Origin of the sequence: Dehalobacterium formicoaceticum, assembly GCF_002224645.1 — a bacterium.
Lineage (GTDB): Bacteria > Bacillota > Dehalobacteriia > Dehalobacteriales > Dehalobacteriaceae > Dehalobacterium > Dehalobacterium formicoaceticum.
On record NZ_CP022121.1, the window covers coordinates 998,152 to 1,019,851 of the forward strand.

The 21,700-nt window shown below is 43.8% G+C and carries 18 protein-coding genes and 2 pseudogenes; 14 read left to right on the forward strand and 6 right to left on the reverse strand.

Going from position 1 to position 21,700, the window contains the following annotated elements; genetic code table 11:
* The first annotated feature begins 11 nt into the window (after window positions 1–11).
* From CEQ75_RS04905 to CEQ75_RS04950, 10 genes and pseudogenes are all read left to right on the forward strand, one after another.
* Window positions 12–1,109 (forward strand): annotated as a pseudogene (locus CEQ75_RS04905) (branched-chain amino acid ABC transporter substrate-binding protein).
* A 78-nt stretch (window positions 1,110–1,187) separates the two neighbouring features.
* The gene (locus CEQ75_RS04910; RefSeq protein WP_089609340.1) at window positions 1,188–2,102 is read left to right on the forward strand and encodes a branched-chain amino acid ABC transporter permease; all 915 of its coding nucleotides are present in this window, start codon (window positions 1,188–1,190) and stop codon (window positions 2,100–2,102) included.
* A gap of 4 nt (window positions 2,103–2,106) precedes the next feature.
* Entirely contained in the window at window positions 2,107–3,039 is a 933-nt protein-coding gene (locus tag CEQ75_RS04915) for a branched-chain amino acid ABC transporter permease (RefSeq protein WP_089609341.1), read from the forward strand.
* A 48-nt stretch (window positions 3,040–3,087) separates the two neighbouring features.
* Window positions 3,088–3,864 carry an ABC transporter ATP-binding protein gene (locus CEQ75_RS04920; protein ID WP_089609342.1) on the forward strand — a complete coding sequence of 259 codons (777 nt, stop codon included), beginning with the start codon at window positions 3,088–3,090 and terminating at the stop codon, window positions 3,862–3,864.
* Window positions 3,861–4,577, forward strand: coding sequence for an ABC transporter ATP-binding protein (locus tag CEQ75_RS04925; RefSeq protein ID WP_089609343.1), 717 nt, complete (start codon window positions 3,861–3,863; stop codon window positions 4,575–4,577). Before CEQ75_RS04920 ends, CEQ75_RS04925 begins: the two co-directional genes overlap by 4 nt.
* Before the next feature lie 190 nt (window positions 4,578–4,767).
* Complete coding sequence (gene ftsE, locus CEQ75_RS04930; RefSeq protein WP_089612506.1) at window positions 4,768–5,472, forward strand: cell division ATP-binding protein FtsE; 705 nt, start codon at window positions 4,768–4,770, stop codon at window positions 5,470–5,472.
* Entirely contained in the window at window positions 5,441–6,325 is an 885-nt protein-coding gene (ftsX, locus tag CEQ75_RS04935; RefSeq protein ID WP_157677335.1) for a permease-like cell division protein FtsX, read from the forward strand. Before ftsE ends, ftsX begins: the two co-directional genes overlap by 32 nt.
* A gap of 26 nt (window positions 6,326–6,351) precedes the next feature.
* Complete coding sequence (locus CEQ75_RS04940) at window positions 6,352–7,497, forward strand: murein hydrolase activator EnvC family protein (RefSeq protein ID WP_242965448.1); 1,146 nt, start codon at window positions 6,352–6,354, stop codon at window positions 7,495–7,497.
* Between the two features lie 205 nt (window positions 7,498–7,702).
* A complete protein-coding gene (locus CEQ75_RS04945) occupies window positions 7,703–8,881 on the forward strand; it encodes a S41 family peptidase (protein WP_089609346.1) in 1,179 nt (392 codons plus the stop codon).
* A gap of 150 nt (window positions 8,882–9,031) precedes the next feature.
* The gene (locus tag CEQ75_RS04950) at window positions 9,032–10,234 is read left to right on the forward strand and encodes an MFS transporter (RefSeq protein ID WP_089609347.1); all 1,203 of its coding nucleotides are present in this window, start codon (window positions 9,032–9,034) and stop codon (window positions 10,232–10,234) included.
* On the opposite strand, the gene CEQ75_RS04955 is transcribed toward CEQ75_RS04950, so the two are convergent.
* Window positions 10,227–11,309, reverse strand: a complete 1,083-nt coding sequence (locus tag CEQ75_RS04955; protein WP_089609348.1) for a DUF362 domain-containing protein — start codon at window positions 11,307–11,309, stop codon at window positions 10,227–10,229. The two genes, CEQ75_RS04950 and CEQ75_RS04955, sit on opposite strands and share 8 nt — an antisense overlap.
* 198 nt (window positions 11,310–11,507) lie before the next feature.
* Here CEQ75_RS04955 and CEQ75_RS04960 point away from each other — a divergent pair, with 198 nt between their 5' ends.
* Window positions 11,508–12,599 (forward strand): PRK06851 family protein, encoded by a 1,092-nt coding sequence (locus CEQ75_RS04960; protein WP_089609349.1) that lies wholly within the window; start codon window positions 11,508–11,510, stop codon window positions 12,597–12,599.
* 27 nt (window positions 12,600–12,626) lie between these two features.
* Here the strand turns inward: CEQ75_RS04960 and CEQ75_RS18850 are convergent.
* The 5 genes and pseudogenes from CEQ75_RS18850 to CEQ75_RS04990 all read right to left on the reverse strand — a co-directional run bounded on the left by CEQ75_RS18850 (window position 12,627) and on the right by CEQ75_RS04990 (window position 17,922).
* Window positions 12,627–13,789: pseudogene (locus tag CEQ75_RS18850) on the reverse strand (ABC transporter permease).
* Complete coding sequence (locus CEQ75_RS04975; RefSeq protein ID WP_089609352.1) at window positions 13,747–14,892, reverse strand: ABC transporter permease; 1,146 nt, start codon at window positions 14,890–14,892, stop codon at window positions 13,747–13,749. Before CEQ75_RS04975 ends, CEQ75_RS18850 begins: the two are co-directional and overlap by 43 nt.
* Before the next feature lie 15 nt (window positions 14,893–14,907).
* Entirely contained in the window at window positions 14,908–16,041 is a 1,134-nt protein-coding gene (locus CEQ75_RS04980; protein WP_089609353.1) for an HlyD family secretion protein, read from the reverse strand.
* Window positions 16,034–17,437, reverse strand: a complete 1,404-nt coding sequence (locus CEQ75_RS04985; RefSeq protein ID WP_089609354.1) for a TolC family protein — start codon at window positions 17,435–17,437, stop codon at window positions 16,034–16,036. Before CEQ75_RS04985 ends, CEQ75_RS04980 begins: the two co-directional genes overlap by 8 nt.
* A 2-nt stretch (window positions 17,438–17,439) precedes the next feature.
* Window positions 17,440–17,922: a MarR family winged helix-turn-helix transcriptional regulator gene (locus CEQ75_RS04990; RefSeq protein ID WP_089609355.1), complete on the reverse strand. Its 483-nt coding sequence runs from the start codon at window positions 17,920–17,922 to the stop codon at window positions 17,440–17,442.
* A 212-nt stretch (window positions 17,923–18,134) separates the two neighbouring features.
* Here CEQ75_RS04990 and uvrB point away from each other — a divergent pair, with 212 nt between their 5' ends.
* The 3 genes from uvrB (at window position 18,135) to CEQ75_RS05005 (ending at window position 21,547) form a co-directional block, all read left to right on the forward strand.
* The gene (uvrB, locus tag CEQ75_RS04995) at window positions 18,135–20,117 is read left to right on the forward strand and encodes an excinuclease ABC subunit UvrB (protein WP_089609356.1); all 1,983 of its coding nucleotides are present in this window, start codon (window positions 18,135–18,137) and stop codon (window positions 20,115–20,117) included.
* 21 nt (window positions 20,118–20,138) lie between these two features.
* The gene (locus CEQ75_RS05000) at window positions 20,139–20,585 is read left to right on the forward strand and encodes a hypothetical protein (RefSeq protein WP_476728651.1); all 447 of its coding nucleotides are present in this window, start codon (window positions 20,139–20,141) and stop codon (window positions 20,583–20,585) included.
* Between the two features lie 203 nt (window positions 20,586–20,788).
* Window positions 20,789–21,547, forward strand: a complete 759-nt coding sequence (locus CEQ75_RS05005; RefSeq protein WP_089609357.1) for a transposase — start codon at window positions 20,789–20,791, stop codon at window positions 21,545–21,547.
* Window positions 21,548–21,700: the final 153 nt, after the last annotated feature.

Consider the following 21,700-nt stretch of genomic DNA (forward strand, 5'->3'; position numbering starts at 1 on the left):
CGGTATTGGTGATGCTGGCATTGGCAGCCTTTGGCTGCGGGCAGGGTGAACAACAGGGAGGCACTTCAGATGGAGAAATATTAGTTGGCATTATGGTTCCTACAACCGGTTCTGAAGCAACTTACGGGAAAGACATGGAGAATTCCTTTAATTTGGCAGTGGATCATGTTAATGCTGCCGGGGGTATCAATGGTAAAAACATCAAAACAGTTACGGCAGACGATGCCTGTGACCCCCAACAATCCGCAACAGCCGCCAATAAATTAATTTCTCAAGGCGTTGTGGCAGTGGTAGGGGGCTATTGCTCCGGGGCCACTGTACCTACCTTGGCTCTTTATAACGATGCCAAGATTCCTTTCGTGATTACGGCAGCAAACTCCAGCGCCCTGGCGGAAGAAAATCCGGGCAATGCCTTCCAAACTAACGGTACCGCTGTGCACCAGATTGAAAAGGCGATTGAAATGTGGAACCGGGACGGGATCAAAAAGGTTGCCATTGTGCATCAGGGGGATGCCTACTCGGGAGACTTAGCAAAGATTGCCGAAGCACAATGGACGGCTGCGGGAAATGAAATTGTTGCTACTGAGGTTATGAACAAAGGGGAACAAGATACTTCTGCTTTAGTAACCCGGATTAAAGCAAAAAATCCGGACCTGGTCTTCTGGACTGCATACTTTGCCGATGGAGGCTTGTTGATTAAGCAATTGCGTCAAAGCGGCTATCAGGGCAAAATTATGGCCGGTGACGGCTCCTGCTCACCTCAACTGATCAAAATCGGTGGTACTGCTACCGAGGGCGTATAAGTGTTATCCAGTCCCATCGCCGAATACCTGCCTGCAGCTGCGGAATTCAGTGCCAAATACAAAGAGAAGTACAATACAGAACCCGGACCGTATGCTGCCTTGGCTTATGATGGGATAGGCATCCTGGCTGACGCCATGAAGCGGGCCGGAGCCATTGATTTTGATTCCGTGGTAAAAGCTTTAAGTGAAACCAAAGATTATGAAGGGGTTGCCGGTACGACCACTTTTGGGGAAGATCATACCTTAGCCCGCAGTAACTTTATGGTTGTTGAGGTCAAGGACGGTAAATACACACTGGTACAATAAACAATTGGATACAGATATTCTTACCGGCCCCATTGGGGCCGGATGTCTCTTTTAATCTAGCAGGAGAGGATGAAATCTATGGGCGTACAGGATATAATCATCCAGCAGCTTGTAAACGGACTGATATTAGGCTCCTTCTATAGTTTGGTAGCCCTTGGCTATTCTATGGTTTACGGTATTATTAAACTGCTCAATTTTGCCCATGGTGATATTTATATGACAGGTGCTTTTGTCAGTTTTGCCATGTTAGGAGCAGTGAGTGGTGTTTTGGGCAATGGGTGGCTGGGAATATTAGCAGCTTTGTTGATCAGTATGCTTCTGGTGGGACTTTTAGGCGTTGTGATCCAGAGAATTGCCTACCGCCCCCTCTTATCGGCACCCCGTTTATCGCTATTAATTACAGCGGTAGGTGTATCTCTGATCTTATATAACACAGTCATGATTATTACCGGAGGAGAATATAAAGCATACACCACCGGGTTGGGTTACGACGGGATTACCATCGGTTCGGCCTATATTACGTATACACAAATTATTTTAGTATTATCCACCTTCGTTTTGATGTCATTATTAGCTTGGTTTATTAGCAAAACCATGTATGGGAAGGCTATGAGAGCCATCGCTTTAGACCGGGATGCCTGTCGTTTAATGGGTATTAATGTCAATCAGATTGTTGCTTTGACATTTTTTATCGGTTCAGCTCTGGCCGCTGCCGGGGGTACCATGGCCGGGGTCTATTACGGCAGTATTCACTTTTATATGGGATTTGTGGTCGGAATTAAAGCCTTTACAGCAGCAGTGATCGGTGGTATTGGCAGTATCCCCGGGGCGATGGCCGGTGGTATGATTCTCGGTTTGCTGGAAGCTGCCGGGACACAAATACCTTTCATCGGTTCCGAGTGGAAGGACGTTTTTGCTTTTGTATTATTGATCTTGCTTTTGATCTTTAAGCCCAACGGGATTCTAGGTAAAACCGAGATTGAAAGGATGTAATGGGATGAATACAAAAAAAGAAAACGTTACTGTCAAGATCAAATTTGCCGTCTTGGGGATTTTATGCCTTCTAGTAGTGGTTCTTCCTTTGATTTCCGATATTTATGTGATGGAGGTTATGACCAACGCCTTTTTCTATATGATATTGTGTCTGGGCTTAAACATTACCGTTGGATATTGCGGTCTCCTGAATTTGGGCAATGCAGCTTTCTTTGCATTTGGTGCTTACACCACCGGGATTTTGATGAAGATGGGGATTAGTTTCTGGCTGACGATTCCGGCGGCGATGGTTATTTCCATCATCGTGGCTTGTATCATCGGCGGACCAACATTAAAGTTAAGAAGCGATTATTTAGCCATTGTGACCCTGGGATTTGGTGAAATAACCCGTTTAATGGCCCGTAATTTGGAAATTACGGGAGGGGCCAGCGGGTTAGTGGGAATTCCCCGTCCTGAATTTCTGGGCATGAAGCTTTATTTAAATATACATTTTTATTATACCTTCTTTATCTTGGTGATCCTTGGGGTGATCATTGCCCATCGTCTGCTTCGGTCCAGATTTGGCCGGGCTCTTGAGTATATCAGAGAAGATGAAGATGCGGCGGAAGCTATGGGGATCAATACCGTAAAATTTAAACTTCTTGCTTATATTGTGGGTTCTCTTTTTGCCGGCGTAGCCGGGTCTTTCTATGCCATCAAGATGACAGCTGTTTCACCGGAAACCTTCCTTTTTACTCAATCGGCCAATGTGCTCCTGGCTGTCGTCTTAGGGGGTATGGGGAAAATTCAGGGGGCTTTGCTGGGCGCTTTTGTCCTGGCACTGTTTCCCGAGATATTTCGCGGCATTGGAGAAGCCAGAATGCTCTTTTTTGGGATCGTGTTGGTGTTCATCATGATTTTCCGGCCTCAGGGCTTGTGGCCGGAACGTAAGAGTTAACACAAATAAACCTTGAGAAACCATCAAAGAGTAAAGGACGAGGTGAATATGAATATTCTTGAAGTAAAGGACTTAACCTTAAGTTTCGGCGGGGTCATGGCGGTCAATAAACTGAGTTTTGAGGTAGAAGAGCATTCTATCACCAGTTTAATTGGCCCCAATGGAGCGGGAAAAACATCTGCCTTTAATTGTTTGACAGGCTTTTATAAACCGACATCAGGAGAAATCCTTTTCCAGGGAGAAAGTGTGCGCCACAAAAAACCTCATATTATTACCACTATGGGCATGGCCCGCACTTTTCAAAATTTACGATTATTCAAGGATATGACGGTTTTGGAAAATGTCATGTCCGGTATGCATTGCCGTACCAGATCGGGAATTGGCCGGGCGATTTTTCGTACCCCTTATCAGAAAGAAGAAGAAAAGAATATTTTAGATATTTCAAAAGAATGTCTTGATTTTGTAGGTATTCTGGATAAACAAGATCGCTGCGCCAAGAATTTGCCCTATGGGGATCAACGTCGGGTAGAATGGGCGCGGGCTTTAGCAACCCAGCCCAAACTGCTTCTTTTAGACGAACCGGCAGCAGGGTTGAATCATGACGAAAAACAACAACTGATGGACTTAATTCGAAAAATCAGGGACAAAAGAAATATTACGATTTTTTTAATTGAACATAATATGGAACTCATTATGAAGATTTCAGAAAAAATTGTTGTCATCGATTATGGCAAGAAAATCGCCGAGGGCGGTGCGGCAGATATTCAGAATAACCCTTTGGTGATTGAGGCATATCTCGGAAAGGAGGATGATGAAGCAATATGAGCGAAGTCGTTCTTTCCCTTGAAGGAGTGCAAACATATTACGGGAAGATTCATGCTTTAAGAGGAATCAACATCACCGTAAAAAAGGGGCAAATTGTCACGTTGCTGGGTTCTAACGGTGCGGGGAAAAGCACAACATTAAAAACTATTTCCGCATTGATTCATGCCTCCTCAGGTAAGATTCAATTTATGGGTCAGGATATCACCTCGGAAGCGCCCCATAAAATTGTTCAAATGGGCTTAATTCATGTTCCGGAAGGCAGACATATTTTTAAAGATTTAACGGTGAAGGAAAACCTGGAGTTGGGTTCCTTTACCTTAAAGGACGATCAGGAAAGAAAACGCAGAATGGAGCGGGTTTTTGAACGCTTTCCCCGTCTCCAGGAAAGATGGAAGCAAGATGGGGGGACCCTTTCCGGGGGAGAACAGCAGATGTTAGCCATTGGTCGTGCTTTGATGACTGAACCGAAGCTGCTTCTTTTGGATGAGCCTTCCATGGGTTTGGCACCTGTGATCGTGCAGGAAATCGGCCGGATTATCAAAAGCTTAAATGAAGAAGGAACTACGATTTTGCTTGTGGAGCAGAACGCCAAAATGGCCTTAAAGCTGGCCCATTATGGTTATGTGATTGACACCGGTGTCATCGTGATGGAAGATAAAAGTGAAAATCTCCGGGAAAATGCAAGTGTTGTCAAAGCTTATTTAGGTGGCTAAAATCCATTAAAACCTTCTGTTTAATAAAAACAGAAGGTTTTTTAGATTTAAAAAGGAATTTGGTTTTTAATGTCGAAATATAATAATGTTTGTGTCATGGATTTAATTTCATGGATTTAATAAATAGATCAGTTCAGGTAAGGTTTGCCAATAGCATAGAAAATAGCATATCAGAGGTGAATGTTCATTGATTATACAAATGGCAGGAGTAAGTAAGACATACAATAATGGTGTTCCTGCCCTGACAGATATCGATCTTAACATAGACAAGGGCGAATTTGTTTTTGTCATCGGGCCCAGCGGTGCCGGTAAATCAACTTTAGTCCGTTTATTGTTCCTAGAGGAATTACCTACGTCCGGACAAATTTACATCAGCGGCCGAAGTATCCTCCGTCTGAATCGAAAAGAGATTGCTCGTTTAAGAAGAAACTTCGGTGTTGTTTTTCAGGATTTTAGATTGCTGCCTAATTTGAGTGTCTATGATAATGTTGCCTTTGCTTTAAGGGTAACGGAATGTTCTAAGAACAGAATTCGTCAACGGGTACCGGAGGTGCTCGAATTAGTGGGCTTAAGCCATAAAAAAGATGTTCTGCCAACTCAATTGTCTGGTGGAGAGCAACAAAGAGTCGCGGTGGCACGGGCGATTGTCAACCAGCCCATGGTGCTCATTGCGGATGAACCGACAGGTAATCTTGATCCCAAAACATCCTGGGAATTAATGGAGTTGTTCGAAAAAATCAGTCAAACGGGGACGACAATTCTGGTAGCTACCCATGCAAAAGAAATTGTAGACAAAATGAAAAAAAGGGTGCTTGTTTTAGATCAAGGCACCTTGATCCGGGATGACGTGGAGGGTGGTTATCATGAAGTTAAGAACGATCGGCTACTTCTTTAAGGAAGCGGTGCTTTCCTTAAAAAGAAATGGCTGGATGAGTGTTGCCTCAATTGCAACCGTAGCCATTTCCTTATTTGTGTGCGGAGTATTTTTGCTTTTGGTGTTAAATGTTAATAGCATGGCATATCGTATCGAATCCAGTATCGAGATTTCCACTTTCTTCCAGGATGATGCAACAGATGAGGAAATCCGGGAGATTCAGGAGCAAATTCAATCTTATCCAGGTATTGCGGAGGTCAAACTGATCACCAGTGAGCAGCATTTAGCATCCTTAAAAAACCAGTTTGGAGATCGAAAAGAATTATTGGATTCTTTAGGGTATAACCCCTTGCCTGATTCCTTAGTTATTAATACTAAGACGGCGGATGATGTGGTTCCGGTAGCTCAATCCCTGGAAAACACCGGTTATTTTCAAAAAGTACGTTACGGCCAAGGCTTTGTGGAAAAACTCTTTTCCTTGATTAATTGGGTGCGGCTTTTAGGAGGGGGAGTCATTATACTTCTGGGGCTGGCTGCGGTGGTATTGGTGGCGATTACCATTCGCTTAACGGTTTATGCGAGAAAAAAAGAAATTACCATTATGAAATATGTAGGGGCCACAGACTGGTTTATCCGCTGGCCGTTCTTTTTAGAGGGGATTTTCCTGGGATTAATCGGATCCCTGGTAGCGGTTTTGCTTTTATATTGGGCTTATTCCTCTCTATTGGATAACGTCAGTGTTTCGTTGACTTTTATCAAGTTGGTGAGTGCGCCTGATTTATTGTGGAAAATTAGCCTGGGGATGATTCTGATTGGGATTTCCCTGGGAGCCATAGGAAGTGTCGTTTCTTTACGTAAATTCTTAAAAGTGTAATGCAAGGGGGTAAAAAATTGTTTTGGATGGGGAGTAAAAAGGTAGTTGCAGGATTAGTGGCAGCGGGGTTTTTTCTGACAGCCAGCTTATTGCCGGCATATGGGGATCAATTAGATAACTTTAAGAAGAAACAGCAAAACTTAAAGCAACAGATAACAGCGCAAAGGGAAACATTAAAGGAAAAAGAAGCTCAAAAGAAAACCTATGTCGGTCAGTTAGATCAGCTGGAAGACCAAATGAAAGGGATTCAGTCAGAATTAAATACCTTGGCAGATCAGCTGAAAGATGCTGAAAAAAAGGTGGCCCAATCTACCGAAGAATTGGAAAAATCGGAAGCGGAATTGGCAGAACGCATGGAGCTCTTCAGCCAAATGGTAAAAGAGGTCTATTTAAATGGACAGGTATCTTATTTGGAGGTGGCATTCGAGTCCACCAGCTTTAATGATTTACTGACTCGATTTGATTTGATGGAAAAACTGGTGGAACAAGATGTAGAAATCTTAGACCGGGTGGAGGCACAAATCAAAGAGGTTGAGGACAAGAAAGCCCAATTGGAAAAAGAAAGAAATAAGATTGTCAGCATTAAAAAATCCACGGAAAGAAGAAAACAGGATCTGGCGGCACGACAGCAAGAAAAAAGACAGTGGATTGGGAAGATCGAAGAAGATCAAAAGCAGGTAGAAAAAGCTTTAAATGAGATGGAAAGTCTTTCCGCTCAATTGGCTGCTCAGATTAATAAAATCCAGCAAGAGCGGATGGCTAAATCCGGATCAAAGTTTAACGGTGTCTTTTCCTGGCCTACTCCTGGTCACACCAGGGTTACCTCGGAATATGGTTATCGGATCCACCCGGTATTAAAAACAAAGAGAATGCATACGGGTATTGATATTGGTGCGCCTTCCGGTACTGCTATTAAAGCGGTGGCCGATGGAACCGTAATTTATTCCGGCTGGCTGGGGGCGTATGGTAACGCCGTGGTCATTGATCATGGAGGCGGGATTTCTTCCATGTATGCTCATCAATCCCGCATCTCGGTTTCAACTGATCAGGGTGTGAAAAAAGGAGATTCGGTGGGAAAGGTGGGGAGCACCGGATGGAGTACAGGACCTCATCTCCACTTTGAGGTGCGAAAAAACGGCAATCCCATTAATCCATGGAATTACTTAAAATAAAATTATTAAAATTTAATTTTCGATTGACGGCGCTGAGTACAAAAGGCACTTCCAAAGTGCCTTTTGTTGCGTTATAATCAAAGGATAGATTATGTTTTTCAATATTTAATTAATAAATCGGTACAAAAACTCATATCATGATCTTAGATATTGCCGCCGTAAATCCTTTGAAGGGTTTAACCGATTTAAGGAGGATGATTTTTAAGTGTCAAAAAAACGTGGCTTTATTATGGGCCTGGCAGCTGGATTCGCCCTGACTGCCGGCCTTTTACTGCTTATGGTTACGATGAATATTTATCATTTGGGAAACGGATTTAAGACTGTATCTTTGCTCAAGTCTCGAGCTTTAGAACCTTTAAGTGCTGTTCAGCTAGTGGATGGCGCCATGAAGGGGATGGTGGAATCCCTGGATGATCCTTATTCTGTATATTTAGAACCTAATGATTATCAATCTCTTCAAACCAGTATGAAAGGAACTTATGGCGGCCTAGGCATTTATGTGGGCATTTCCCAGGATACCAAGAAGCTCACCGTAATGTCTCCCATCAAAGGTACCCCGGCAGCGGAAGCAGGGATTAAATCCGGAGATGAGATATGGGAAATTGACGGAAAAAATACTACGGAAATGGATATTGATACCGCTGTAGCCTTAATGAAGGGGGAAGCCGGAACAAAAGTGACCCTTGGCATCAAAGGAACCAATGATGAAAAGATACGTCAGGTTCCTCTCGCCCGAAAGATTATCGAAATTCCTTCGGTTGAAGGGCAGATGCTGAAGGAAAATCCCCATCTTGCTTATGTAAATATTTCTATGTTCAATGATTTGACGGGAAAAGAGCTTAGAGAAACGATCGATGAATTGAGATCTAAAAATGATTGCCGGGGGCTGATTCTGGATTTACGCAATAATCCGGGAGGGGCGCTGAATGCTGCTGTAGAAGCGGGAAGCCTTTTTGTGCCGGAGGGCGAGCCGGTGGTTTGGCTGGTAGATAAATCCCGTACGGAAGAATTTACCTCCGGGGGTCCTTTGCTGGATCTGCCTCTGGTGGTGTTGATCAATAAGGGGAGTGCCAGCGCTTCGGAAATTTTAGCGGGAGCCATTAAAGATGTTAAGGCAGGCACTTTGGTGGGAGAGACCAGCTTTGGGAAGGGCATCGTCCAAAGTGTGTTTGAAATCGGCGATGGAGCTGCCTTGAAAATAACTACTGCAAAATATCTCACCCCCGATAAAAATGACATTCATAAAAAGGGCATTGAGCCGGATGTGCAGGTACTTCTTCCGGAAGATGCAGATCCTGCCGTGATTTATAGTATCGATCCTAAAGCTGATGTACAGTTAAAGAAGGGGATTGAGGTTTTACAAGCTAAAATTAAGCAGCAATAGGGATATCTCTTGAATTTACCCAGTGAATAAGATACAATAGGTTTATTAAAAGCACGTTAAGAAAAACCACGGGGTTTCCCGTGGTTTTTCAGTAAGTCTGGATATTTTCAGCAAGTAAGAAATCAATTCCATGAAAGAAGGAGACTTTTTATGTATTGGGCGGATCAAAAAACCAGATCTTTGCGCTCCATCGGGCTCTTAATCTTCCTGGTGTCAATTGGGGAAGGGATGACGGCTCCCGCGATTCCCCTTGTAGGCAGCGGGTTAGGTGCCTCCTATAGCTTAATTGGTTTTTTTATGACAGGATATTCTGTGGCTTACTGCATCATGACCATCCTTTCCGGAAGATGTTCTGATATTTGGGGCAGAAAAAAGATCCTTCTCTTTAGCATCTTTCTCTGTTTTTGCGCTTCTTTAGGATATTGCTTTGCTCAATCCTCCTATTCTTTACTGATCTTCCGTACTTTGGAGGGGATGAGCAGGGGGATTTTGTGGGTGGTGCTGGAGGCGATTTTGGCGGATAACACTCTGCCTGAAAACAGAGGCCGAGAATCGGGACGCTTTACTTTCTTTTACGGAATGGGTGCCATGTCAGGCTGTATTATCGGCGGTTTAGTTATGGAATATTTTCCTTTGACTACCGTTTTCCCCGCCTACCCGGTGTTCTGTGTTCTGGCTTTCATCATTGGATTACGGGGAATCACGGAAGTGGCAGAGGGAGAGGAAGTATTGGATGGGGAAGCCTCTGCCGGATTTCCTGCTTATTGGCGGGAATTTAAAATTATCTGGCCTTTTTGTTATCTCTTTTTTGTTTACGCCGGCTTCCTCTATTCCATTTCCGGAATGTTATCTATGGTGGCAGGTTATTTCCAGGTCTCATACTTAGGGATTGGTTTTACTTTTGCTTTATTTTGGGGCTGCAGAACCATCTCATTCGCCGTTTCCGGAAGATTGTCTGATAACCTGGGGAGAAAACCCTTGCTAATGGGAGCTAGTATTATGCTTGCCATTGCTGCTGCCTTGTTTATAGTTGGAGCGAGCTTTAATTCCATTACCTTGGCAGCTATTTTTGGAGGTATGGGTACGGGATTTATGTATCCGCTGCTTGTCGCGGGTGTGGCAGACAACGCTTCCAGGGGGTACAGCGGCTTCGATTTGGGGCTGATGGAGTTTATCGGTTCTTTGGGTATGATTACTCAGACCGGTCTTTCCGGTCTTCTGGGTGAGCATGGGGGCGTACAAATGACCTACTCCTTTACCCTGCTTGTAAGTTTGGTTGCGATTGTCATTGCCTCCTTTTTTATCAAAAAAGATAAAATAAGGTCAGAACAGAATGCGTATGATCTTACTTAATTTCTACAAGGGAATAATCCTGTGCACCAAGACCCCTTTTTTCTAATTCGTTCAATTGGATAAAGGGGTTTTTGCCATGCAGGCGCTGGAAAAGGTGACCATCACCGCCTAGTTCCAAACCCTGAGGAATGCCGGCAGGGATCAGATCCTCCATCTTAATGGCATCAAGACTGGCTCTTTCGATGGCCACAATATCATGAGATGCCATGATGCCAATATCAGGTACTAAAGGAGGGGTGGTAAAACCCCAACAGTCACACAAGGCAGTAATATTGGTCAGGAAATTAATGTAGAAAACATGTCCCGGTAAAAAGGTTTTCAATACTTCCTCTGTGCATATGGCCATGCCTGTTTGAAAATTCCCATATTGCTCATCTTCCACGGTGATGGCATTGGTGGGACAGATTTTTACACAATGCTGGCAAAAGGTGCAGTCATGAAAATTAATCTGATATTTGTTTTCTTCCGTGAATTGATTGGCGTGATAATTGCAACTATTGACACAAGCTTCACAATGGGTGCAAAGATCCTCCTGCCAGCTTAGCCCGCCGGACAAATGGTGGATCTGTTGCCTGGTGCGATCCGTAACACAACCCATGGCAATGTTTTTGCAGGCTCCTCCGTATCCGCAGGCTCCATGTCCTTTCACATGAGAAAGGTCAATCATCACCTCCGCATCCTGGATATGACCGGCCACGTCAATATCCTTCAAGGATTTAAAATCAACCTTGCGCTCATAAAAGTATTGATCCATGATCCCGCAGGCCGGGGTGATGGGCACACCTAGATAATCCTCAGTATAACCCCGGTCTTGCCCCCCGGAAACAATTTGATCTGTGATAAAAACCTTGGCTCCATATTCCTTCAGCCGATCCGTGAGGATTTTTACAAATATGGGGTGGATAGTGGAATAACCGATTTTTCTGCCCAGGTGCATTTTGATCACGGTCCATTTATCTTTGACTATCTCTTCTAAATCCATTTGATCGATCAATCGTTGAAACTTGGCGGGCAAGGTATCCTCCAGCTCATATTTATCAAATTTGACAGATGAAAAGAGAATTTTAGCGCTCATCGACATTCCCTCCTGCATAATTAAAATTAGCTCTGTTGAATAATTTCAGCTTTTATTGATATTATATCATCAATTCCACAAATTACATAAAGTGAGTTTTCTCAACCGGGCCAAGCACTCGATCCATCAAAAATTCATATCATAGCATATACTTGTAAACACCAAGGATATCCACAGGAAGGAGAGGGCGATGATTCAATGAAAAAAGGGAAAATCAAATATGTCTTTCCCGGGGGCAATACCTCCCAGGGATTTCACTCTTTTTATCAGGACGGACTTAAAGATATGGAAAGGATTTTTATTCTCAAAGGGGGACCGGGAACGGGAAAGTCTACTTTAATTCGAAAAATTGGCTTGGAAGTGGTGGAAAGAGGGTATCCGGTGGAGTTTTGGCAATGCTCTTCCGATAATGACTCTTTAGACGGGGTTATCATCCCGGATTTTAAAATAGCAATCATTGACGGTACAGCTCCCCATGTGGTAGATCCTCGCTACCCGGGGGTGGTGGATCAAATTATCAATTTAGGGGATCATTGGGATGAAGAATATTTGAAAGCCCATAAAAATATCATAAAAAAATTGGTCGATGAGATCAGCGTCAGTTTTCAGGCGGCTTATGAGCAGCTTCATCAAGCCCAAGAAGCTTATACAGAATGGAAAGAATTGAATACTGATGCCATGGATTTAGATAAGGTCAATCAAAAAACGGAACAATTAATGCAGGAAATTTTTAGCGTCCATGTCCCTGTTATTCGCCATATGTTTGCTTCCGCCATTACCCCCAGGGGTTTAGTAAATTTTATTAATAACATCACCGAGGATTGTAAACGGCGTTATATTTTAAAAGGCTTGCCAGGCACCGGGAAATCAACCTTGATCAAAAAAATTGCCGAAGGGGCGGTGGAAAGAGGCTATCAAGCGGACATTTATCATTGCGCCTTGGATCCCAATAGCTTGGATATGGTAGTGATTCCCCAACTGGGCATTGCTGTATTAGACGGCAGCAGCCCCCATGTGGAGGAGCCGGAACGGACCGGAGATATCGTCATTAATATGCTGGATGCATTGGATTTAGGTGAAATGAGGAAGCAAGGTAAAAAAACCGGTGACATTGAGGCTGAATATAAAAATTATATGAATGAAGCCATCAGTAAAATAGCCCAGGCCAAAAATCTTCATGACCAACTGGAAAGCTTCTATATCAAAGCCATGGATTTTGAGGCCGTAGAGCATACAGGAGCACAAGTACTCAATAAAATATTGAGCCAGGTAGCAAAAAAGGAGGTATAGATTTAGTCTATCCTCCTCTTTTCCTTTTTAGTGGTTTCGGATCGCCTCAGCCCCCATTTTTCCTTTTCTATACCGCCAATGATAGAGGCCCAGCCCCGGTAGGGCATAAAACAAGCACAGTGCCAACTGCCAGAGGATATAATTTTCTAACACCCGGCTCTCTGCACCGATGACAAAGCAGGCTCTCACCCCATTCAAAAAAGGGGTTAAGGGATTTAAATAATAGACAGGTTTCATGATTTCAGGAAGGCTTTGGAGAGGCCAAGAATATCCGGTGGTAAAAAAGAGCGTGGTGGCAAAAAATACGCCCAGCTGAAAAATCCGTTCTTCCTTATCACCGGCAATGGCAGACAGCATCATCCCCAAAATCGTGATCAAAAGACTAACCTCTAAGGCTAAAAAGTAAAAGGGCAGTATCGAACCCCGGGCAGGAAGATCAAAAACGATCTGGGCAAAAACAAAAAGCAGGGTCAAGACCAGGGAGAAATAAAGGCAATAGACCAATATTTTAGCACCCAGGCTTTTCCAGGGGGGCTTTCCACTTTGCTTTTAGATAGAGAAAGAGCCACGGCCGACATGGCCAGGCTAAAGATCCCCGCGCCGCAAATTCCGTAGGTCAGATAATAACTATAGTTATAATGGGGATTAAATAAAATATTTTGGGTAAGATGGGTTGGTTGCACCAGATCCCCAGCCTCATCCGGTAAAAAACCTGCGCCGGTCAGGCTTTGCAGGGCAATCCCACCATTAATGGATAATAGAATTTCATTGGCTTTGGCATAAATGCTGTTGGCTGCAATATAATTTGTCCCGTCGATGAGCAGGAGGATTTCTCCCCCTTTTTTCTCTTTGACAGCTGCTTCAAAACCGTCGGGGATCACCAAGCCGGCGATAACTTCACTTTTTTCTACTGCCTTTATGACTTCCTGTTCATTATCAGAAAAAACTACTTTAAATTTTTCATTTTCCGTCAGATACCGGGTGACCAGTCTGCTGGTGGAGGTTTGATCCAGATCTACCAGCAGCAATTCCATCTGACCCAGGACTCCTTTTTGGTAGACCAGGCCAATAAAAATTACCAGGATCAGCAGGATACATGTATAGCTCAGCAAGATCTTGTTTTTAAAAATGCCGCGCAACTCATTTTTTATGAAAGTGAAGCACTTTTGGTGATTTGAGCCCTTTTCCACCTGCTCACCGCCTTTCCCCCTCCTATTACCATCAGGCTTACACCTAAAAATAGGATGATCATCAACAATAAAACCTGACAGTTCTGTACGTAGCTGCTGTCTGCCGCTCCCGTCAAAGCCAGGGTGCGTAAGGGATTAGCAAAATAGGTTAATGGCTCCAGATGTCCCAGTACTTGAAGCAATTGGGGCATGCCGCTCATGGGCCAGGTATGGCCGGATAAGATCAATGCCGGCAAGGCAACAACGGTGGCGATCTGCAAGGCATGGGTTCTTTCCCTGATTACCAAAGAAAGGAGCATGCCCAGGGCGGTTACCGCCATGGAAAATAAAGCTGCTAACAGAATGAGAGCTGATATATCTCCCTTAAAATCAACTGGAAATAAGGTGACCAGGATCAAAATGGACAGGAGCAGCTCTGTAACGCCGAAGAAAACATAGACCAAAAAGCGGTTTAGAAAGACCGGGATCCTCAACCCTTCTTCTTCTGTGTTAAAGGCGGTGACAGAAAAAAGCAGGATGGGGAAATGTCCGATGGCACCAATCAAGCCCCAGATCAGAAAATCATAAAAGCTCCCTGTAGGATTCCCTGTTTGGCGCACTTGAATTTGTACCGGTTGGGCCATGCTCATCCCTTCAACAGGGGCATACCCCTTGGCCTGCAGCCGGGTAATCTCAATCCCGGCATTAAAGGTAAGGATGATGGCACTAGCCCTTTTGGTTGCATTAGAAGAAATCGCCATATTGGCTCCATTAATCCCCAAATATATTGATGGTTTTTTCCCGGACTTAAGATCCTGGCTAAAGCCCTCAGGCAGAGCCAGAACCACATCGGCTTGCTCCTGCCGGATCAGGTTCAGGCCTGCCTCTATATGCTCCTCGTATTGCACCACCCGGAATCCTTCGTTGTCCTTAAAATTTTGGACCAGACTTCTGCTGAGGCTGGTTTGATCCTGGTCCACAATCACGATTCTGGTATCTTCCACCACTCCATTCTGAAAAACCACCCCAAAATAAACTGTAATCAAGGGAGGCAGGAGCAGGAATAAAACTACCCGCCAAGGGCTGGAAAGAAATAATTTGATTTCCCCAAAAAATGTTTTCATATCCCTCCTCCCAAGCTAATTTTTTCGGATAAATTGCGCATAAGCAGTCATCCCGGGATAAATCTGTTCCTCCCCTAAATCGGTGAGCACTACTTTCACCTGGTAAGCCAAAACATCGTCTTCCTGGTTATTGGCCGCCTTTTGAGCCGCAAAATTTGGTTTTAAATCAATATGTTTCACGGTACCGGGAAAGATCTGATCCCCCAAAGCGTTAAAGCGTACCTGTACCTCTTGCCCTAAAGATACCTGGGATAGGTCAGATTCATAAACGTTTAAAAGCATACTGATATTTTTTAAATCTGCTACTGTTGCAATAATCATGCCGGTTGAAACCAACTCGCCCTCTTTACAATTGAGCATCGTCACCGTCCCCCTTTGGGGGGCCAGGATTTTGGTATCTGCGATTAAAGAATTTATCTCCTCCAAACCGGCCAAAGCCTCCTGATATTTTTGCTCAGCCACCTGAACCTGCATTTGTCCCGCATTAGCGGCATTTAAGGCCCCGGCAGCCTGATCGACTAATCCCTGGGCCGCATCCCGGTCCTGGGTGCGGGCACCTTCCTGGGCCAGGGAATATTGTTCCTGAGCTATTTTTAATTGGGTTTCCGCCTCATCTTTTTTCTGGGCCGCGATCGCTCCTTTTTCATAAAGTTTTTCCACCCGCTCATAGGTTTTCTCCATCATCTCATAATTAGCCTTTGCCTGAGCAATTTCTTGAGAGCGGGCCCCTGCTTCCGCCTTATTTAACTGAGCCTGGGCAGCCTGCAAAGCACCGGAGGCCTGTTCCACATTGGCGCCGGCAACTTTTGCCTGCAGTTCCACTCCTTCTTTTGCCATCTGCACTTGAGCTTCTACCTGTTTTTTCTTGGCCTGGAGCTGAGCGCTGTCAATTTCGGCGATCAAATCTCCTGCTGCCACCTGCTGCCCTTCTTCCACATAAATGGTGGAGATTTTGCCCGCTATTTTCGTATTAAGATCTACTTCCTCCCCTTCCGCATTGCCCTGGAGCACCAGTCCTTGTGCCGGATCAAATCCTCCCGGGGCAGCATCAGCACCATTTTTTCCGCAGGCGCCGGCAAAGAGAGATGTCAGAAGGAGAAGGATCAGCAAAACCCCCAAGGGTCGATGTCTTTTTAAAGCTTCACTCATGTTCTCTTTCCCCCTCAGGTTGTCTGATTATTTTTTCATCTCCGCAGATATCCGTCTCATATTTGCTTTTAGCCATGTGATAACCATAGGTGATTTCTACCACCTTTTCTTCTACCTCACTGAGCTTTTCCTGAGCAGCTAACACTTCAAAAACAGTACCGGCGGCATCCTCCATATTAAGAGATTTTAGGGCGGCGGAAGGAATCCCGTAGCCTTCCTGATAGCGGAAGGTTACAATATTCAAAGCTTCTTCCGCTTCCTTTACGGAGTCTTTTACTTGGTTAAGCATTTTCTCCGCAGCAAGGAAGGTTTGGTAGGATCCATAGACACTGCTTTTTACGGATTGTTTTGCATTTTCCAAGGTAAGATTGGCCTGATCCAAATCCATTTGACTCTGGCGATAGTCGAAGGTATGGGGGCTGGTATACCGTTTGGCTAACTCCATATTGATCCGGCTTACTTCCAGCTCCATCTCTCCCTTTTTAATTTCCAGGCGATTTTCTAATGCCTGCGCCAATCCAATCTCCAAAGGGGTGATTTCCTGTTCCGCCGTATAATCATCCAGCAAAATCACCTCAGTCTCCGGGCTTAAACCTATTACCTTTTTCAAGGCAAACTCTGCTAAGGACAAGTCCTTATGCCCATTTTCCAAATCGGCTTGTAAAAGATCAAGCTGAGCTTTTGCCATGAGCATATCATCTTTAGCCCTAAATCCAGCTTCAAAACTATCCTTAGCTAACTGATACTGGCTTTTTCCCCGCTGGGCAGCAGCTCTTTTCACTCCCACAATGCGCTGCTGCTTCAAAACCTCATAGTAATTTTGCCGTGTCAGAAGTGCATACTGTTGATAGGCCTGCTCCACGCCGATTTGGGTAACATTAAGTCCCAAAGCGGCTTGGGCATGATAAAGATCCACCACTTTAGCGTTATCATAATTATCAATGCGGTAGGCAGAGTAATTACTTAATTCCTGGGCTGCCCCAGTCAATGCTTTTTCCTTTTCTTCAATTTGTTTCGGTGTCAGATATAAGTCCGAATCCGTGCCAATGATCCCCCTGTCAATTAAACTCTTTAGGGTATCCAGGTCACTGCGAGCTTTGCGGTATTCATCCCAACCGTCACTGATCTTTTCGTCGGCATCAATAAGTTTTTGCCGATAGAATTCCGCCCGATCCAAATCCAACTCCCGGGTACCAATTTCCTTCTCTAAAAGCTTAAGCTCCAGGTTATTGGCCCAGGTCAGATTGATCGCCTCCCTCAAGGTAATCCGATATACTTCCCCCTGTTGAGAGGTACCCGCCCAGGCACTGCCAGGGCAAGCACATACGAACAAGATCAAACCTACCAGCAATATCTTGATCTTTTCCAATTTATCCACGTTTTTCACGCCTTTCACGCTTATTCACCTGATCCTTTTGTTTTTTCTCCCCATTGAATTTTTTGTAAAAGATTGATCAACATTTCCTTTTCATTATCTGAGAGAGGACTCATGACCTTTTCCGTATATTCCTTGAAAGGAAGAAATAGTTCCGCCACTTTTTCTTTCCCCTCGGCAGTTAATTTAACCCGCATACTTCTCCGATCCTTAGGATCGATCTCTCTGGTGACTAAACCGGATTTTTCCAGGCGGTCGATTAATCCGGAAATATTGGCACGGGATACCAACAATTCCTCGCCCAATTCCCATAATGCCATGGACTCATTTTTATATAACAGCAGCAAAACATTAAACTTGGTTTGAGATAATTGCCAACGGGAAAAAAATCGGCCATAAGTTTTTTCTAAATAGCCATAGGTACTAGCCATGTGCAGAACCACTTTCCCCGAAAGGGTATCTACCCACCAATAGCCGGGCAATTCTTTAAAGTGTTTCTTCTCCATTTTTGCCTCCCTCCATTTAGTTAATATATTAACTATTAAGTTATTATTATTTTATAAGTAAATGAAGGATCTGTAAAGGGGAAAATTGGTAAAAAGGAACTATGGGAAAATGCAGCTATGAGGTAAAAAAGGAGGTGTAGAGGCAGATTATTAACCTTGTGGGATATGGTATAATAGAAGAATAGAGTAAATTAAAAAGCGAGGTCAGAATCATGAGCGATTTTAAAATAAAATCTTCTTACCATCCCACCGGGGACCAGCCCCAGGCTATTGAGCGCTTGGTGGAGGGCATTCTGGCCGGAGAAAAGAACCAAGTGCTTTTAGGGGTTACCGGGTCGGGGAAAACCTTTACCATGGCCAATGTCATTGAAAAGGTAAAAAAACCCACCCTGGTCATAGCTCATAATAAAACCTTGGCCGCTCAATTATGCGGGGAGTTTAAGGAGTTTTTCCCCGATAATGCGGTAGAGTACTTTGTCAGTTATTATGATTATTATCAACCGGAAGCATATATTGCCCATACAGATACCTATATTGAAAAAGATGCTTCCATTAATGATGAAATAGAAAAGCTGCGTCACTCGGCCACGGCATCTCTTTCCGAACGGCGGGATGTGATTATTGTGGCCAGCGTTTCCGCCATTTATGGCTTGGGGTCTCCTGAAGATTATCAACAAATGACATTGAGTTTAAGGGTGGGACAGAGCCAGGAACGGGACCGCATCGTGCGTAAACTGGTGGATATGCAATATGCCCGTAATGAAATGGATTTCCACCGGGGCACCTTCCGGGTGCGGGGAGATGTGATTGAAATCTTTCCTGTTTCATCCAGTGAAAGGGCTCTGCGGGTGGAAATGTTCGGCGATGAAATAGAACGCATCGTGGAAATAGATACCTTGACGGGAGAAATACTAGGCCAGTTGCGCCATGCGGCTGTCTTCCCGGCCAGTCACTATGTGACGGAAGAAGAAAAGATGAAAAAAGCCATCAGCACCATTGAATTGGAGTTGGCGGAGAGACTGAAGGTTTTGCGGGAACAGAATAAATTGCTGGAAGCCCAGCGCTTGGAGCAAAGGACCAATTTTGATCTTGAAATGATGCAGGAAATGGGATATTGTCAGGGGATCGAAAACTATTCCCGCCATTTAAGCGCACGGGCTCCCGGGGAGCCTCCTTATACTCTAATCGACTATTTCCCGGAAGATTTTTTGCTGGTCATTGATGAATCCCATGTGACCCTGCCTCAGATCAGAGGGATGTACGAAGGGGATAAATCACGAAAAACAACTCTGGTGGAACACGGTTTTCGTTTACCGTCTGCCTTGGATAACCGTCCTCTAATGTTTCCCGAATTTGAAAAAAAGATCAATCAGGCAGTCTTCGTATCGGCCACACCCGGATCTTATGAAATGGAACACAGTAAAAAAATTGTGGAACAGATTATCCGCCCCACCGGTCTCCTGGACCCGGAGATTGAAGTACGGCCGGTACAGGGACAAATCGATGACCTGATTGGAGAAATCAAAAAGCGGGTCGACAAAAATCAACGGGTTTTGGTAACCACATTAACAAAACGCATGGCGGAGGATTTAACGGACTATCTCAAAGAGCTGGATATCAAAGTGCGCTATTTACATTCCGATGTAAAAACCTTGGAACGCATGGAAATTATCCGGGAATTGCGTCTGGGTGTCTTTGATGTGTTGGTGGGGATTAATCTGCTGCGAGAAGGTTTGGACTTGCCGGAAGTTTCCCTGGTGGCAATCCTGGATGCGGATAAAGAAGGATTTTTACGATCGGAGCGTTCTTTGATTCAGACCATTGGGCGGGCAGCCCGCAATGCGGAAGGCCGGGTCATTATGTATGGGGATCGGATCACAGATTCCATGGAAAAAGCAATTTCAGAAACCAATCGCAGGCGGTTACTACAGATCAATTATAATCAGGTGCATCATATTATCCCTCAAACAGTACAAAAGGCGGTGCACGATACCTTGGGCATTACCATGGCAGCAGAGCCTGAGGCACAATATCAGGTGGATGGAAAATTGAAAAAGCTGTCTAAGAAGGAAGGGGAAAAGATGATCCGCACCTTAGAAAAAGAAATGCGGGAAGCGGCGCGTCATTTGGAGTTCGAACGTGCTGCTGAATTAAGAGATATTATCATCGAGGTACGGGCTCAGATCAAAAACTAAGGGGACAAGGTACCTGTCCCCTTGTCCCCCCCCAAGCTGTACCTACTTAAAGAATTTCAAAGATTAAAAGAGGAAGAACAAAAACAGCTGGGATGGAATGCTAAAAGAGAATTAGCTAAAATTAATTATCATATACATACTGATGCCATTAAACAAAATCTTATTCCTGAGGAACTAACGAAACAACAGATATCGCTTGTATATGCTAATGAAGCGGATGTATTAAATGTAGCATTATTTGGGAAAACAGCAAAGCAATGGAGGGAAGCAAATCCAGATAAAAAGGGAAATATTAGAGATTACGCTTCTATTAATGAACTTATATGTTTATCCAATATGGAGAATATTAATGCCGTTTTAATTAATGATGGAATTAGTCAAAGTGACCGATTGGTAAGATTAAATAAAATAGCCATCCAGCAAATGATGATATTGGAAGATCAAACTCCCGGGAAGTTAATTAGATAACTGTGATGCTTTGAATTTAGCCTAATAAAGAGCTAATATTTTTAAATTTAAATTTGGTTATCATATAAATAAATTTTAATTCCCCCGAATTCGGGGGAATTAAAAATATGAATATGCAGACCATGGGGGCAGACCACGGGGACGGTTCGTGCGGTTTACAGCAAAATTCCTTGTATGATAAGATATTTTGGGGTGATTGAATAATGCCAAGGACTGGAAGAATAAAGAGTAAAAGCGGTATATATCATATCGTAATGAGGGGTATCAATAAGCAAACCATCTTTGAAGAGGAAGAAGACTCATTAATTTTTCTGGAAACGCTAAAAAAATATCAGGAAAAAAACGGCTATAAAATATATGGATATTGCTTAATGGGAAATCATATTCACCTGCTGATTAAGGAAGAAGAAGAAGCTCTGGAAATAATAATGCGCCGCATAGGAGCAAGTTACGTGTACTGGTATAATCTAAAATATAATCGGTACGGGCATTTATTTCAGGATAGATATAAAAGTGAAGTGGTGGAAGATGAGAGCTATTTTTTAACTGTATTAAGATATATACACCAAAACCCGGTAAAAGCAGGAATAGCAGCTGATGCTGCAAATTATAATTGGAGCAGTTATAATGAATACGTTGGTAAGAGGGCAATTGTAGATACAGATTTTGCATTGAGAATATTTAGTAGTGATAGGGAAAAAGCATTAGAAAGTTTTAAGACATCTCATCAGATAAGCAGCGACGATCTTTGTTTGGATGTTAGTGAAAATAAAAGATTAACGGATAAAATAGCCGTAGAGATTATTAAACAGAAATGCCGAGTAAATCATTGCAGTGAAATCCAATCTGTAGAAAAGGATCAACGGGATAGATATTTGAAATTTTTAAAGGAAGAAGGACTTTCTACAAGGCAAATTGCAAGATTAACGGGTATAAGTAGGGGTATAGTTTCAAAAGCATAGAGCGACGAACCAGAAGAGCCGTCCCCGTGGTTCGTCCTTCACCGACTGTTGGCTGATGTTCATTTCCCTTGCAACTAGTGGGACAAGGTACCTGTCCCCTTGTCCCACCCTTGTCCCACCCTTGTCCCACCTTAACCTTGTGGGATATGGTAT

What these genes read in the sequence shown, in the direction of transcription:
- CEQ75_RS04920 (WP_089609342.1), top strand. Translation starts at nt 3,088, where the DNA reads ATGAATATTCTTGAAGTAAAGGACTTAACCTTAAGTTTCGGCGGGGTC.
- CEQ75_RS04910 (WP_089609340.1), top strand. Translation starts at nt 1,188, where the DNA reads ATGGGCGTACAGGATATAATCATCCAGCAGCTTGTAAACGGACTGATA.
- CEQ75_RS05005 (WP_089609357.1), top strand. Translation starts at nt 20,789, where the DNA reads ATGCCAAGGACTGGAAGAATAAAGAGTAAAAGCGGTATATATCATATC.
- CEQ75_RS04950 (WP_089609347.1), top strand. Translation starts at nt 9,032, where the DNA reads ATGTATTGGGCGGATCAAAAAACCAGATCTTTGCGCTCCATCGGGCTC.
- CEQ75_RS04980 (WP_089609353.1), bottom strand. Translation starts at nt 16,041, where the DNA reads ATGAGTGAAGCTTTAAAAAGACATCGACCCTTGGGGGTTTTGCTGATC.
- CEQ75_RS04925 (WP_089609343.1), top strand. Translation starts at nt 3,861, where the DNA reads ATGAGCGAAGTCGTTCTTTCCCTTGAAGGAGTGCAAACATATTACGGG.
- ftsX (WP_157677335.1), top strand. Translation starts at nt 5,441, where the DNA reads ATGAAGTTAAGAACGATCGGCTACTTCTTTAAGGAAGCGGTGCTTTCC.
- CEQ75_RS04915 (WP_089609341.1), top strand. Translation starts at nt 2,107, where the DNA reads ATGAATACAAAAAAAGAAAACGTTACTGTCAAGATCAAATTTGCCGTC.
- CEQ75_RS04960 (WP_089609349.1), top strand. Translation starts at nt 11,508, where the DNA reads ATGAAAAAAGGGAAAATCAAATATGTCTTTCCCGGGGGCAATACCTCC.
- CEQ75_RS04990 (WP_089609355.1), bottom strand. Translation starts at nt 17,922, where the DNA reads ATGGAGAAGAAACACTTTAAAGAATTGCCCGGCTATTGGTGGGTAGAT.
- CEQ75_RS04975 (WP_089609352.1), bottom strand. Translation starts at nt 14,892, where the DNA reads ATGAAAACATTTTTTGGGGAAATCAAATTATTTCTTTCCAGCCCTTGG.
- CEQ75_RS04940 (WP_242965448.1), top strand. Translation starts at nt 6,352, where the DNA reads ATGGGGAGTAAAAAGGTAGTTGCAGGATTAGTGGCAGCGGGGTTTTTT.
- CEQ75_RS04955 (WP_089609348.1), bottom strand. Translation starts at nt 11,309, where the DNA reads ATGAGCGCTAAAATTCTCTTTTCATCTGTCAAATTTGATAAATATGAG.
- uvrB (WP_089609356.1), top strand. Translation starts at nt 18,135, where the DNA reads ATGAGCGATTTTAAAATAAAATCTTCTTACCATCCCACCGGGGACCAG.